We start from the raw sequence: 12772 nt of genomic DNA on the forward strand, positions 1-12772 counted from the left end.
GCCGCCCAGCAAGCTCGCCACCGACCTCGACGCGCGTATGGATTCACTACGCGCTTCCTCATACGAGACCGCGACAGCAAGTACACCGACACCTTCAACGCGGTGTCCAAGGCCGACAACGTAGAGATCACCAAGACGCCGGTCCGCGCACCGAGGGCGATCACCCACTGCGAAAGAGTCATCGGCACCCGTCGAGAGGTCCTCGACCACCACCTCGTCCTCGGCCAGGCCCACACGCGCCAGGTCCCCGCCGAATACCAGAAGCACTACAACACGCACCGACCCCACCGCAGCCGAAACCAACTGCCACCCCGAGCTCAGGAACAGCCGCCTCCGGTCCAAGCGTGTGCCGCCCACAGACCTCTCCGCACCGGCGTCCTCGGCGGTGTGATCAACGACTACCGGTACGCCTCTTGACCAGCGGCGATGATTATTCGAGCCCTACATCGTCGGCACAGGACGGTGAGGGCCGCTTGCACATCTTCCGTGACTGTCTCGTCAGGGTCGCCGTAGGGCAGGACAGGACTCCTCCTTACGAAGGCTGTCGGCACCTCGACCACTGTCCGGTGGTCACGCTCGCTGTTGCTCCTTATTCTTTCGAGACTGTAGATGCCGCCGAGTCGCTCGTGGAGTTGCTGAGGCGAGCAGTTTGATCGCGTCGACGTATCGGCCAGTGACCTGACCTTCGCGGGTCAGTTCGGCTCGCTCACGGTCCCTGTCCTGCTTACGCCGGAACACCCTCTCGGTCTGCTGGTGGCTTTTATGGGTGTACCAGCGGCCTGCCACGGCGACGGCGCCAGCGACGATGGCGATGGCGATGGCGATGGCGATGAGCATGGTGCGGAAGCCGGTGACGATGATCCCGGCGGATGAAACCAACTCGCCTTTACTGCCCTTGAGATGGTGGCCTTCCATCCACCAGGGGCCCCCAGATGAGAAGCACGATGAAGGCCGCAGTCCCGACGATGCCTGGCGCCCAAGCCCAGCGGGGGTGGCGCTTGTACCACCGGTCGCGCCGCTGGTCAGACTGCCCTGGCGTCTCCGTCGTCATGGCGACATGACCCCCTACGGGCGAGGGCGAATGCAGTGAACGTCCTTCTTCAGAGGGAGAGTTGAGGTTGGCATGGAGCCGATGATCGCGGGTGCAGTGGTCCAGCACGATGGTCGGGTGCTCTTGGTCCGTCGCGCCGCTCCAGAGGGTGCGCTGCTGTGGCAGTTCCCGGCGGGGAAGCTCGATGAGGGCGAGTCTCCGAAGGAGGCAGCTGCCCGTGAGGCGTTGGAGGAGGCGGGTGTCGTGGTGGAGCCGCTGACCATCATCGGTGAGCGGGTACATCCGGCGACGGGACGGCGGGTCGTGTACGTCGCCTGCCGGTGGATGTCAGGCGAAGCACGGCCGGCGTCGCGGCGGGAGGTAACGGAGGCTGCGTGGGTGCCGATCGGCGAGCTGGCGGAGCGGATCCCGGGCGGGGTCTACGGGCCGGCCTGGGGCTACTTGACGGGGCCGGCGCTGCCATCCTGACTGGCGCCGCGGCGAGCTCGGCGTGTGGCAAGGAAGACGATGGCGGGCGGCACCAGGTCCTGTCCGACGGGTCGTTGCCGGTGTCACTGAGTAAAGATGGCGCCCATGGCCGGCGAACCCGTGCAGATCCCGATCGATCAGCTTCGTCGCGCTTTGGACGTGGCGCTTCGGCACATTGAAGCGTCAGCAGGGCCCGCCGTGACGCTCAAGGAAAACCTCTTCTGGTCTGTCTCAGCCGACGAGCTCTACGACGTCGGCACCGAGCCCCAGGCCCTCACGATCGGACAGCTTTCGGAGTCATGGCAGCACCTTGAGGATCTGCTTGCTCACCAGGACCGGGCCGTGGGTTACCACTTGGTGTGGCTTGCCGACGTGATCCGGGCGATCGGCCAGGACGTCCCCTGACAGGGCTTGCTGCCGGGTCACGCGCGGAGCCACAGCCGGAGCGAGGCAACGGTCACCGTTCCGTGGAAGACGTAGGCGCGCTTGTCGAAACGGGTGGCTGCGGCCCGGAAGCACTCGAGTGCATTGAACGTCCGCTCTACTTCGTTGCGGCGTTTGTAGATCGACTTGTCAAAGCCCGTAGGCCGACCGCCGGCGCTGCCACGATCCGCGATTGACTCGCTGGTCCATGCGCTCGGGAATGGAGTGCTTGATCTGCCGCCACCGCAGATAACGGCGGTTCTGGCGAGACGAGTACGCCTTGTCGCCGCCCACGTGTTCAGGGCGCGTGCGCGGACGGCCACCGCTGGCGCGCGGGACACGGATGCGTTCGAGGGTCGGGATCGTCTGCGGAGCATCATCCCACTGGCCTGGTGTTATCAGGAATGCGAGAGGCCTGCGGCCGCCCTCGCCAACCAGGCACGTTCCCGCGGGTGAGCGTGACGCGCTCCTGGAGGTCGCCGTGCTTGGACCCATGGCGGATCGCCCAGCATGGCGGGCAGTAGTCGACGACGTAGATGACGCTCGCAACGCCTATGTCCGAGCAGTGAAAAGCGTTGTCGCACACCGCTAAGCGTGCCCGACGGGTCGGCACAGTCCCTGCGACTCTCCCGGCTACGCTCGCGCGGGACCGCCCCGCGGCGCGTGGCTGCGGGGCGCCTTGTGGGGTTTAGTCGACCATCTCCCCGTCGTGCATACCGCCCTTGCAGAGGTTGTCCGTCAGGTCGGGCGTTCCGCCGCCCTGCTTGCACTGAGAAGGGGTGACGTCGGTTGGGGCACCCTGTGCGGCGGCGCTGGCGGCGCCTGTGAGGCCGAGTCCGGCGAGGGCTGCCGTGGCGATGACGGCGGGGAGGATTCGTCGAATGCGCATTTGGTTCCCCTTTCACGGATTGTCTCGGTTGGGGCACTAATCAACTTAATCGCCATGTGTGTGGCACGTCATGTTGCGCCATTCGGGTGACAGTGCTGTCGGGTGCCGGGTCGGTGACGCGACCCGTCGGACAGGCCCTAAGGCGATCACGTCTCTGGCGGCGTCGATGGGCCAAGGAGCGTGGAGCGCGTCGGGGAGTTTGCCCCAAGGGAAGACCCAGGCCAGGACGAGTGGCAGTCACACACGGTACGCGCGATGGGTTCGGACGGCGTCTTGTGGCGTGTGGGGGCCTGTTCATGCCTGCCCCCCGTTGCAACAGCGGGAGCTTAGGCGACAGTGACGATGGTGCGGCACCGCCGGGCCACGTGCTCTTCGCGATGCTCCGCGACGGCCCTTGTGCTTGCGTAGGGCCAGCGGGCGACGCGCATTCTCCTCGAACGCAACCCCGGACGCCCAGGTCGCCGCTTGATTGCAGGCGTGCAGGGTCGCCTCAAGTGCCGCCGCCCGTACGGGCGTCGGCAGCAGCTTCACCCGCACCACCAGCTACACGATCAGCGAACCTATACACCTGGACGAAGACCCACCACACGTTCGCCCCACCTCACCCCAACGAGCGAAACCCGCCCCGACCCTCCCCCGCGCACACCGCCGTAACCCGGCTCCACCGGAACGCCTCCCGGCCGCTCCGCGGCCCGTGATGGCCTGCGGCACATCACGGCGACGCCCCGCGTCACACCCCGTGGATGCGATTCCTCCCGGGCGTGAACGCCCAGGGTTCCTCGCATGAATCCGCTGAAGAGCGCGCTGGCCGCGCTGGACGCCCATGAGCCGGTCTCGCTGCTCGGGCTGTGCGAGACGCAGTGACTCGATGCGAAGGTGGTCCCCTACCAGTTGGCGCTGGCGGACCCTAAGGCGGTCGAGGAGTTCACAAAGGATGTCTCTGCGTTCGCCGACGGGGGCGGCGGGGTCATCGTCATCGGCGTCGCCGCCCGTCCGGAACACGGCGAGGGGGTCTTGGACCACCTCGCCGGGGTCGGCCCAGCCGCAGTGAACTTGGACCAGGTCCGCAAGCTGATACGTCAACCCATCACGCCGGCTCCTCGCGGAGTGCGAGTCGGATGGTCCGGTTCGGGAGACGAGCGGGTGGTGTTCATCGATGTCCCCGCGCAGGCTGTCGACACGCCTTTCGTCGTGTCGGCACCGGTGGGCAAGTCCGGTTCGCCACGCACGGACACGGTCGCCGTGCCGATGAGGGACGGTGACAGCACGCACTGGCGGCCGCGGGCCGAGATTCAGCAAATGCTTTCCGACGGAGTCCGAGCCTCGGGCATGCCCACCGCCCGGGCTCTCGCCGAGCTCGTACGGGAGGCCGTGTCCGAAACCGGCCGGCCAGCGGTCCGCGAGTCGGGCAGGGCCTCCTCAACCGGGAGCGGGAGATACGTGCGGCCCACGACCAGCCGGCCGAGGCTGGGCTGGGCTGGGCTGGGGCAGCCTGATGGGGAGGCCTGGGCGCAGGGCCCAGCCGCTCTGCAGGATCTGCACCACGAGCGCGACGGTGAGCCGGGTGGGGTGCTGTGTCTGGTGGCTGGGCGCCCTCCGGCCGCCGTCGCTGCGGCGCCCGCTTGGCAGGGGATCGTCGAAGCCGGCCGGCGTGCCCCGGGCCAGGACCCGCTCGCGGCCATCGGCTTTCCCTGCCCGCCCGAGGGCACGGCCCTTCACCGAAGGTCCGCGCTTCACCCGGGAGCGGGGCCCGCCGAAGCCGGATCAGGCGCGCAGGGTGACGCCGAAACGGGTCCTCATCCGCCGCAGTTCCCACAGCGAGACGGCGGTCACAGACAGTGGCCCGCCCAGCGTGGAGCAGAACTGGACGATGGGCGGGCCCCCCGGCATGCCGTCGCCGATCAGGTTGAGGGCCGCGAACACCCACACCAGCGCCATGGTGAGGACGGGCGGCAGCATCGGGTGGACCTGGGCGCTGTTGAAGGCACTGCGGGCCGAGTACAGCGACGCCATGAAGAAGAAGGGAAAACCCCACGCGACCACGACGAGCGCGACGACGGCCAGTACGTATTCCCACCAGCTCTTCCCGTCACGGTCGTCGACGGTCAGGGCCGTAAGGACGAGGACTCCGCCGATGACGGCCAACGTCAGCACGTACCAGCCGACCGCCTTGAGCGGAGCGCGCAGCCGGGAGCGCAGATGCGGCCGCAGGTGCGGGGGCGCGTAGTAGATGAATCCGATGATGACCAGGGGCGCGGCGACGATCAGCACGAACGGGGCGATCATGAGTTGGGCGGCACCGCCGTACGCCGCGTCCTCCCAGCGGTTCGGGTCCACGTTGTAGGCGAGGATCAGGGCGATGGTGGCGGCGGCACCGAGCACCGTGCGGGCCAGCTGGACGCGGTCCACGGTGCGGTCCACGATCCGGCCTTCACCGTCCTGCGCGAAGAGCCTGGTGGCGACGCGGTGCGCGGAGCGCAGGATCGCGGAGACGAGCCCGACGGGTGAGACGTACGACAGGCAGCCGCGGGAACGCCGGACCGCGGGCCTCGCGGGCTGGGGGCCGTAGGGGTACGGGTTCGGGTACGGAGGCTGGTTCGGGTTCGGGTACGGGCCCGGATTCGGTGGTGGCGGACCGTACGGACCGCCCTGCGGTGGTCCGTAGGGAGCGCCCCAGCCGCCCTGGCCTCCCGGTCCGTTGCCGCCAGGCTGACCCGGGCCGTTTCCCGGCCCCCATCCCCCCGTAGCCATGCCGCTCCCCGTTCGCTTTCGGCCAGTTGCTGTGTGTGTCCTGTGGTGCAACGGCGCAGTGTAGTGGCGCATCGGGTGACAGAGGCCGAGCTCGTTGCCGGTCGCGCCGCCTTGCCCGTCGCGCCACATACGTGCATACCCGTCAGCGCTCCGGCGAAGCGCCGAGGCCGGTCAGGGCGCCGGCCGGATCGAGGTCGGGGGTGCCGCGGGGCCACCATTCGTCGAGGCCCGGTTCCGACTCGTACGCCTACCGCAACCCCGCCCGGCTCAGGTGGAGTTGGACGTGGCAGCCGGGGGTGGGTGGGTGCGCCACGGGCGGAAGGTCGGCAGGTCGGCGGCGAGGAGGAGCGGGCGGGCGCGGTCGAAGCGTCCGGCCGGCGGGTCGCAGGATCCTCGAGAACGACGAGCCCTTCGATGCCACCCTGCCGCCAGGCCGCGAGCGCGGGCCAGTTCGGCGGTCGGCGGCGGAGGCGAGCTACACGCAGAGCGAGCGGGAGCCGGCGGTGAGGCCGGAACCCCGGGCGGGCAGCGGCGAGCCGGACCCCGCGTCCTGACACAGCGTCAGCTCCGCCACCGGATCGCGGCCGTTGCTGAGCAGGGCCTGGGCGCGGGCGGCTGCATCGGACGCCAGCTGGTCCGGCGCGAAGGGGTCGGGGCCTCCGGGCGCCGCCGGGTAGACAGGGGTCTGTTCGGGGTGCGGATGCACGGGCAACGGCGCGGGGGGATGCGGGAGTTGGTGTCGAGCGTGGACGTCCGTGGCGCGTACGCCCGGGAACGCCGCCGGTGAATCGTCGTGACGGACACTCAAATACCCCAAGGTCGTCAAGCGTCTGGTCGACGACGAGGACGAGCTGCCGGCGTTCTTCGACTTCCCCGCCGAGCACTGGATCCACCTACGGACCACCAACCCGATCGAATCGACCTCCGCCACCGTGCACCTCCGCACCAAGGTCACCAAGGGCACCAAGGGCGCTGGCTCCCAAGCGGCAGCCCTCGCTGTGGTCTTCAAGCTGATCGAGTCCGTCCAGGCCCGCCGGCGTGCCGTGAACACACCCCACCCGGTCGTCCTGGTGCGGGCTGGCGCCCGCTTCGAGCGCGGTCGGCTCGTCGAACGCTCCGAGGCTCACGCAGCCTCAACCACCTCAACCGATCTTGACTTACGCCTCGTCAGGTCGATGAGTTCGCATGCTGTCTGAAGTCTTCCACTGTGACCTTCCCGCCCCTACGGAGCGGGACGCGAAGCATCCCCACGTCATGGAGGAGAGATGGAGGCCAGAATGAGCAATCCGATTCGGCTGTACATGTCGATGTCGCTCGACGGCTACATTGCCGGTCCGGACGATCGACCGGGCCAGGAGCTCGGACGCGCTGGTGGACGTCTTTTCAACTGGCTCGACGACCGGGAATCCGACGGTCCCAGCGGACAGGTCTATCGCGAGGCGTTGGCGACCGGCGCGGTGATCTCCGGCCGTCGGACCTTCGAACTCGCCGGGCGTTGGCAGGGCGACCATCACGACGGTGTGCCGATCTTCGTCCTCACCCACCATGTGGATGACGGGGACGTGCCACCCGGCCACGCGCGATTCGTCACCGACGTCGAGGACTGCGCCCGTCAGGCTCGCGCGGCCGCCGAGGACCGGCCGGTCATGGTCCATGGGGCGGGCGCGGCCCAAGCGCTCCTCCGAGCCGGACACATCGACGAGATGGAGATCCACCTGGTTCAGGTCCTCCTTGGGGAAGGCCGACGGCTGTTCGACCACCTCGGTGGTGATCACATCGAACTCGACCTCGTGCGACGGCTCGAGGACCGCGACGTCACGCACCTCCGCTACCGGGTCCGTCGACCCGAGGAGACCACATGAAGACGCTCTTCGTCGCCTACCGCGTCACCGACCTGGACCGCTCGCTCGATTTCTACACCGCCTTGGGCTACGTCGAGCTGGGCAGGGTCGACGGCGGCGACGGGAGTCGCCTCGCGATCCTCAAATTCTCCGGCGAAACGGCGGCCTCGCTCGAACTGGTCCACCGTCCCGTCGGCGGACGCGTCGACGTGGGCAGCGGTTTCGACCACCTCGCGATCCAGGTGGACGCACTGGCCGCCACCCTGGGGCAGCTGACCGCCGCCGGCCTGGATCCGGGACCTGTCCAGTACCCGGGCGGTCCTCGCGGCCCGAAGACGTCGTGGCTCACCGACCCGGATGGCTACCGGATCGAGTTGGTGGAGTGGCCGCCCGGACACTCCGACGGCATCACCGCCGCGGACTTCTCCGCATGACCTGCGTGGACCTACTTTCCGGCACCCACAACGGCCGCAGACGGATTGATCATGGACGGCCGATGGGCCAGCCACGACACCGCCGAGCGGAAGTTCCGGTCATGGACAGGCAGCTGTGGCTGCATGCCGGGCGCCCGCGTCGCACTGGCCGAACAGGCCACGGACGGGTCGTGGGGGCGAACTGAAGGCGTGGCCCGACGGCGCGGCGTAGCGATTCTCCTGTCAGGCCGCTGCGGCCTCGGGCTCGGGGTGGCGGACGAGGCGCTTGAGCCGCTCCTCGATGGCGAGCCGCGTGGCCTCCACGTCCTCGCGAGCCGCGAAGGCCGGCGTCGCCTCGTGCACGGCGAGCGCTGCCGCGACAGTGAGGCGCCCCTCCTGGATCTCAGTCCACGCGGTGCGCTCACGCGCAATCAGATCGTCAGGGAGTTCGATAGCCACCCCGAGATCTTGAGGTCCCCGCCGGCACCTACGTTCCGATGCGGCGGACCAGGCAGGTGAACAATTCCTCGCCGCCGCCCCGCTCCGTCTCGGGGGTGAACGTGACCTCTGCGGGGCGGGCGGATCCCTCGCATGTGATCGGATTCGGTGCCCACACGTTGGTCACCTGGGCCCTGGAGTCGACGAGGATGTCCATGCACTGCGAGGGAAGCACGTTCGAGAGGAGCCTCGCCTCTCGCCGCTCCCCGCCGGCCGCGTCCGGATAGGTGAGGCAGTACGTCGTTGACGGGTCGCCACCCGTGGGCGGTGCGGCAGTGACGAGGATTCGCTCCAGCCCCGTCGCGTTCATCGGCGCGGATGGAGCGGACGGTTCGACCCACGGAGTGGCGGACGCGCTTTGCGTCGATGCCGTCGCCGTCGGAGCGGTCACCGCGGCCGTGGTCCGGTGCGGCGCCCCGGCCGCTGCGGCCGGTGGTTCTGTCGGGCCGTCCATGAGGGCGGCGACGCCGATGCCGGCCAACGTGCCGACGATGGCCATGACCGGCACAAGAGCCACGGGCGCATGGAGCAAGTGCCGCCGGCGCTTGCTTGAGGTCGCCTGAGCGGGGAGCCGGACGACGGGGATGTTGTCGAGGGTGTCGCCGTTGTGGAACCGGGCGAGGTCGTCCTCGTCAGGGTGTGGCGGTTGACTGGCCATCATGTCCCCCTGGTGCAGCAGCGCGAGGAGGAGATTTTCCCGCGTTGGCGCGGCCCTTGCGGGGCGTACGGGGCAACTGGTGCGTAACGGCTGAGTGGGCAGCAATGAGCCCCCGCCTCGAGGCACGAGGAGGGGGCTCGGATCCTCGTGACCTACGGCCGACACTGCTCAGTCCACGCAGTGCCTTCCAGTGCGATCAGATCGTCAAGGAGTTCGATGGCCACGTCTCAGGATCTTGAGCGAGGGGCGCCGCCTGCCGCGATGGACGCGACGCACCCCATGAGTCACTTCTTGACGCGGTGCAACTGGATCTCACGGTTGACGAAGAGGTGCACGTAACCGCAGCGCCAGCAGATCAGCCCCGTGGCGGTCTCATCAGCCCAGGCCAGATTGAACAGCTCCCCACCAGTGCTGTTCAACTTCACGCCTCGCTCACGGAATTGGTCGCTCTTGCAGACCTGACACGTGATCCACATTTCCCCCAGCGAGGCCCGTACCGCTTTCGCCATTGCCGCTCCCCCATGCTTGCTCTTCGTGGACCGCACGACGACGGCCACACCACGCGATCGCCCGTGGTGAGGTGATCTTCACCGTGATCCGGCCAGAGGTGAAGAGAGTTGAGCAAGACCTGAGCAACAGAAGTCCCCGCCCCAGGCGGGTCGGGGGCTCGTTCGCGTGCGGCTACGGCCGCCACCCTCGCGGCAGCCGGACCGAAGCGCGCGCCGAGACCGCCGACCGGCCACCAAACTCGGGAGACTTGACCAGGCCCTCGTGTTCCCAGCATCACCGTTCGGGCCGTTGGCGGTATCCACTGCTGGAGGGGTGGTCCCGGCGATCATGGCCTTCGCGAGTTCCGTCACGACCTCGGCGCGCTGCTCGTCACTCAGGTTCGATTCTGCGACGAGCCGTTCCGCTGCGAGGTCCCACCGGTGGACTCCAACAGCGGGCTGCGCCGCTGCATCCACGAAATGCTCACGCCGAATATCCCCTGGAACGGCGCTTGACGGTCAGACAGAGGCGGGCAGCGGCTGTTCGGCCCATATCGTCTTGCCGTCGGCTGTGTAGCGGGTCCCCCAGCGTTGGGCCACCTGCGCGACCAGGAACAGTCCGCGACCTCCCTCCTCCATGCTCGAAGCGCGTCGCATGTGCGGAGACGTACTGCTGGCGTCCGAGACCTCACAGATCAGCACGTGTTCGCGGATGAGCCGCAGGCTGATCGGGCCGGAGGCGTGCCTGATGGCGTTGGTGACGAGTTCACTGACGATCAGCTCGGTGGTGAAGGCGGCCGCTTGCATTCCCCAGACCCGAAGTTGGCTGACGGACCTCTCACGCGCCTCGTGGACGGCGGACGGCTCGGCGGACACGTCCCAGGCGGCAACGGAGTCAGAACTCAGGGCGCGGGTACGTGCGATGAGGAAGGCAACGTCGTCAGAGGGACGATCGGGCAGCAGGATTCTGACCATGGTGTCGCAGATCTCGTCCAACGGGCGGTCAGGGTGAGCAAGGGCGAAGCACAGGCGCTCGAATCCGACATCAACGTCGCGGTCGCTCGCTTCGATCAGCCCGTCGGTGTACAGCGCGATGATGCTTCCCTCCTCGACCGGGATCTCTGCCGACTCAAAGGGCAGGCCGCCCAGCCCCAGCGGCGGCCCGGCGGGAACGTCGGGGAACTCGACCGGTACGTCGAGGTGCGCGATCGCGGGGGTGGGATGTCCGGCGCGGGCCATGGTGACGGTGCGGGCGATCGGGTCGTAGATGGCATAGACACAGGTCGCGCCGATAACGACGGGCCCGTCGGATGTGGCTTCCGCCTCGTCGGAGAGACGCACCACGAGGTCGTCGACTTTGGTCAGCAGCTCATCCGGGGGCAGATCAAGGTCCGCGAGGGTCTGCACGGCCGCCCGGAGCCGTCCCATGCTGGCCGCGGCGTGGATGCCGTGCCCGACGACATCGCCCACCACGAGCGCCACTCGGGCACCCGAGAGCGGAATGACGTCGAACCAGTCACCGCCGACGCCCACTTCGGTGTCGGCCGGCAGGTACCGGTAGGCGGCTTCGACGGCACTGAGATCGGGCAGGTCCTGCGGCAGCAGACTCCTCTGCAAGGTCAGCGCCGCCTGCTGCTGGCGTGTGTAACGCCTGGCGTTGTCGACGCACACGGCGGCCCGGCCCACCAAGTCTTCGACGAGGGGGAGGTCGTCCTCGTCGAACGGGCGGGGATTCCTCCAACGCAGCAGGGTGACGACGCCCATATTGATGCCGCGTGCCCGCAGCGGTACCACCATCTGCGTGTGCACGCCCAGCCCGATCAGCCTTGTCCAGCGCAGTGGGTCTTTCGCGAGCCAAGGCGTCGAGGGGCGAACCACCTCGCGGATTGGCTGTCCAGTGGCCAGGGAGCGTCGTTGGGGCGACTCCTTGGGGTAATGCGGCGTCGCGCCGATCTCGACTCCCGCTTCGGGGCGATCTTCCTGGATCGAGAGGTGGGCCACACGGCACAGGGGGTCGGAAGACTCGGCGGATCTCGTTGTCAGGTCCATCGGCGCATGGACACTTTCGAGCAGGTCAACCGCCACGAAGTCCGCGACGGAGGGCACCAAGATCTCGGCAAGCTCGTGCACCGTACGGTCCAGGTCCAGCGTGGTGCCAATGTGCTCACCGGCCGTGTTGAGCAGCGTCAGCCGTTCGCGCGCCGGGTCCTGACCCTTGAAGTCGAGGACGGCGTGACAGACCCCGAGCACGTTGCCGTCAGCGCCGCTCAATGGAAAGGAGGAGCGAAGCCTGACGTGACCGCCGTCTTCCCGGCCGGACACCCGGACCGGCGCTATGTTCTCCAGAGCCACCGGCGCCTGCCCTGACTTCAGTACCTGCTTGGCCTGGCGTGCAACGATCGGCGATGGCTCCGCACCGGGGGCCGGACTGGTGGCGGCGCCGCACACCTCCTCGTCAAGGCGAGCCATCGCAAGGTTCACCCACTCGTACCGGAGGTCCGTGTCAAGCACGGCGACACCCAGCGGGGACTGCTGCAGCAGGCTGCACGCGACATCCTCATGCCATTCGTCCTCGCGCAGCGCAGCGGCGTCCCGCAGGGCGACGAGCCACTCACGCTGCCCACCGAGCGCGTGAAGCCGGCATGCACGAACCGCGAGTTCCACGGGACGCCCCTCACGGTGGAGCACTGTGAGGGGGCTCTCCCAGCCGTTCTCCGCCCCTCGCAGCCGTGACTGCACGGCAGGCAGATCGCCCTCGTCCAGGAGCAGGGTTGTCACGGAGTGCCCCAGCACATCGGCCGCGGTGTACCCGAGGAGATCCTGAGCGGCCTGGTTCCAGCCCGCGATCACGCCATGGCTGTCCACCATCAGCAAAGCCGCAGTTGCCATGTCGAAAGGTTTGAACGGATCTTCACCGCCCGCTTCACTACCGAAGCCCATAGCGTCATCCCATCCACGGGCACGACCTACGCACACATTGTCGCATCGAGGGCCGGAGAATGCGGTGGCGGTGAAGCCGCAACCAACCTGATCATTGCTTCCGAGCGCGACTGGTACAGCGCAATCACGTCCGCCTTGAACTCCGGCGGGTTGCTCTTCGTGACCACGAAATAGTGCGTCAGCGAGCCCGTGGGCCCCCGCGCTCACCGGGTCACCTCCACGTGCGCCGGAGCCTCCCCAGCATCGCCCAGCAGCAGCCTGAAAGGCTCGCCCTGCTCACCGAACGCGCTTGGCAAAACCACGGGGAGTCACCGGAAGCGGCTCTTCAGCGTGTCGGCGAGCTCTTCGGGTG

13 protein-coding genes and 2 pseudogenes are annotated in these 12772 nt (G+C 68.3%); 6 read left to right on the plus strand and 9 right to left on the minus strand.

Annotated features, from left to right (window positions below; all coding sequences use genetic code 11):
* The first annotated feature begins 102 nt into the window (after positions 1-102).
* Complete coding sequence (locus tag OG698_RS08995) at positions 103-417, plus strand: integrase core domain-containing protein (protein WP_406102504.1); 315 nt, start codon at positions 103-105, stop codon at positions 415-417.
* A 153-nt stretch (positions 418-570) separates the two neighbouring features.
* On the opposite strand, the gene OG698_RS09000 is transcribed toward OG698_RS08995, so the two are convergent.
* Positions 571-915 (minus strand): hypothetical protein, encoded by a 345-nt coding sequence (locus OG698_RS09000; RefSeq protein ID WP_406102506.1) that lies wholly within the window; start codon positions 913-915, stop codon positions 571-573.
* Between the two features lie 208 nt (positions 916-1123).
* On the opposite strand from OG698_RS09000, the gene OG698_RS09005 reads away from it, so the two are divergent.
* Together OG698_RS09005 and OG698_RS09010 are read left to right on the plus strand one after the other, a co-directional pair.
* Positions 1124-1519: an NUDIX hydrolase gene (locus tag OG698_RS09005; protein WP_406102507.1), complete on the plus strand. Its 396-nt coding sequence runs from the start codon at positions 1124-1126 to the stop codon at positions 1517-1519.
* A gap of 105 nt (positions 1520-1624) precedes the next feature.
* Positions 1625-1924 carry a hypothetical protein gene (locus OG698_RS09010; protein ID WP_406102509.1) on the plus strand — a complete coding sequence of 100 codons (300 nt, stop codon included), beginning with the start codon at positions 1625-1627 and terminating at the stop codon, positions 1922-1924.
* 17 nt (positions 1925-1941) lie between these two features.
* Here OG698_RS09010 and OG698_RS09015 read toward each other — a convergent pair.
* The 4 genes and pseudogenes from OG698_RS09015 to OG698_RS09030 all read right to left on the minus strand — a co-directional run.
* Positions 1942-2431 (minus strand): annotated as a pseudogene (locus OG698_RS09015) (transposase); the annotation flags it as partial.
* Between the two features lie 199 nt (positions 2432-2630).
* On the minus strand, positions 2631-2831 hold the full coding sequence (locus OG698_RS09020; RefSeq protein ID WP_406102510.1) for a hypothetical protein: 201 nt from the start codon (positions 2829-2831) through the stop codon (positions 2631-2633).
* A 1764-nt stretch (positions 2832-4595) separates the two neighbouring features.
* A complete protein-coding gene (locus OG698_RS09025; protein WP_406102512.1) occupies positions 4596-5582 on the minus strand; it encodes a hypothetical protein in 987 nt (328 codons plus the stop codon).
* 475 nt (positions 5583-6057) lie between these two features.
* Positions 6058-6390 carry a hypothetical protein gene (locus OG698_RS09030; RefSeq protein ID WP_406102514.1) on the minus strand — a complete coding sequence of 111 codons (333 nt, stop codon included), beginning with the start codon at positions 6388-6390 and terminating at the stop codon, positions 6058-6060.
* On the opposite strand from OG698_RS09030, the pseudogene OG698_RS09035 reads away from it, so the two are divergent.
* From OG698_RS09035 to OG698_RS09045, 3 genes and pseudogenes are all read left to right on the plus strand, one after another.
* Positions 6389-6778, plus strand: a pseudogene (locus OG698_RS09035) (transposase); the annotation flags it as partial. The gene OG698_RS09030 and the pseudogene OG698_RS09035 sit on opposite strands and share 2 nt — an antisense overlap.
* 81 nt (positions 6779-6859) lie before the next feature.
* Positions 6860-7444, plus strand: coding sequence for a dihydrofolate reductase family protein (locus tag OG698_RS09040; protein ID WP_406102516.1), 585 nt, complete (start codon positions 6860-6862; stop codon positions 7442-7444).
* The gene (locus tag OG698_RS09045; RefSeq protein WP_406102517.1) at positions 7441-7857 is read left to right on the plus strand and encodes a VOC family protein; all 417 of its coding nucleotides are present in this window, start codon (positions 7441-7443) and stop codon (positions 7855-7857) included. Before OG698_RS09040 ends, OG698_RS09045 begins: the two co-directional genes overlap by 4 nt.
* 222 nt (positions 7858-8079) lie before the next feature.
* Here OG698_RS09045 and OG698_RS09050 read toward each other — a convergent pair whose 3' ends face one another.
* The 4 genes from OG698_RS09050 to OG698_RS09065 form a co-directional block, all read right to left on the minus strand.
* Entirely contained in the window at positions 8080-8295 is a 216-nt protein-coding gene (locus tag OG698_RS09050) for a hypothetical protein (RefSeq protein WP_406102518.1), read from the minus strand.
* A 28-nt stretch (positions 8296-8323) separates the two neighbouring features.
* Entirely contained in the window at positions 8324-8995 is a 672-nt protein-coding gene (locus tag OG698_RS09055; RefSeq protein ID WP_406102519.1) for a hypothetical protein, read from the minus strand.
* 281 nt (positions 8996-9276) lie between these two features.
* The gene (locus OG698_RS09060) at positions 9277-9501 is read right to left on the minus strand and encodes a hypothetical protein (RefSeq protein ID WP_326773096.1); all 225 of its coding nucleotides are present in this window, start codon (positions 9499-9501) and stop codon (positions 9277-9279) included.
* A gap of 498 nt (positions 9502-9999) precedes the next feature.
* Positions 10000-12369: a SpoIIE family protein phosphatase gene (locus OG698_RS09065; RefSeq protein WP_406102520.1), complete on the minus strand. Its 2370-nt coding sequence runs from the start codon at positions 12367-12369 to the stop codon at positions 10000-10002.
* Positions 12370-12772: the final 403 nt, after the last annotated feature.

The sequence above is a fragment of the Streptomyces sp. NBC_01003 genome (assembly GCF_045162695.1).
GTDB lineage: Bacteria > Actinomycetota > Actinomycetes > Streptomycetales > Streptomycetaceae > Streptomyces.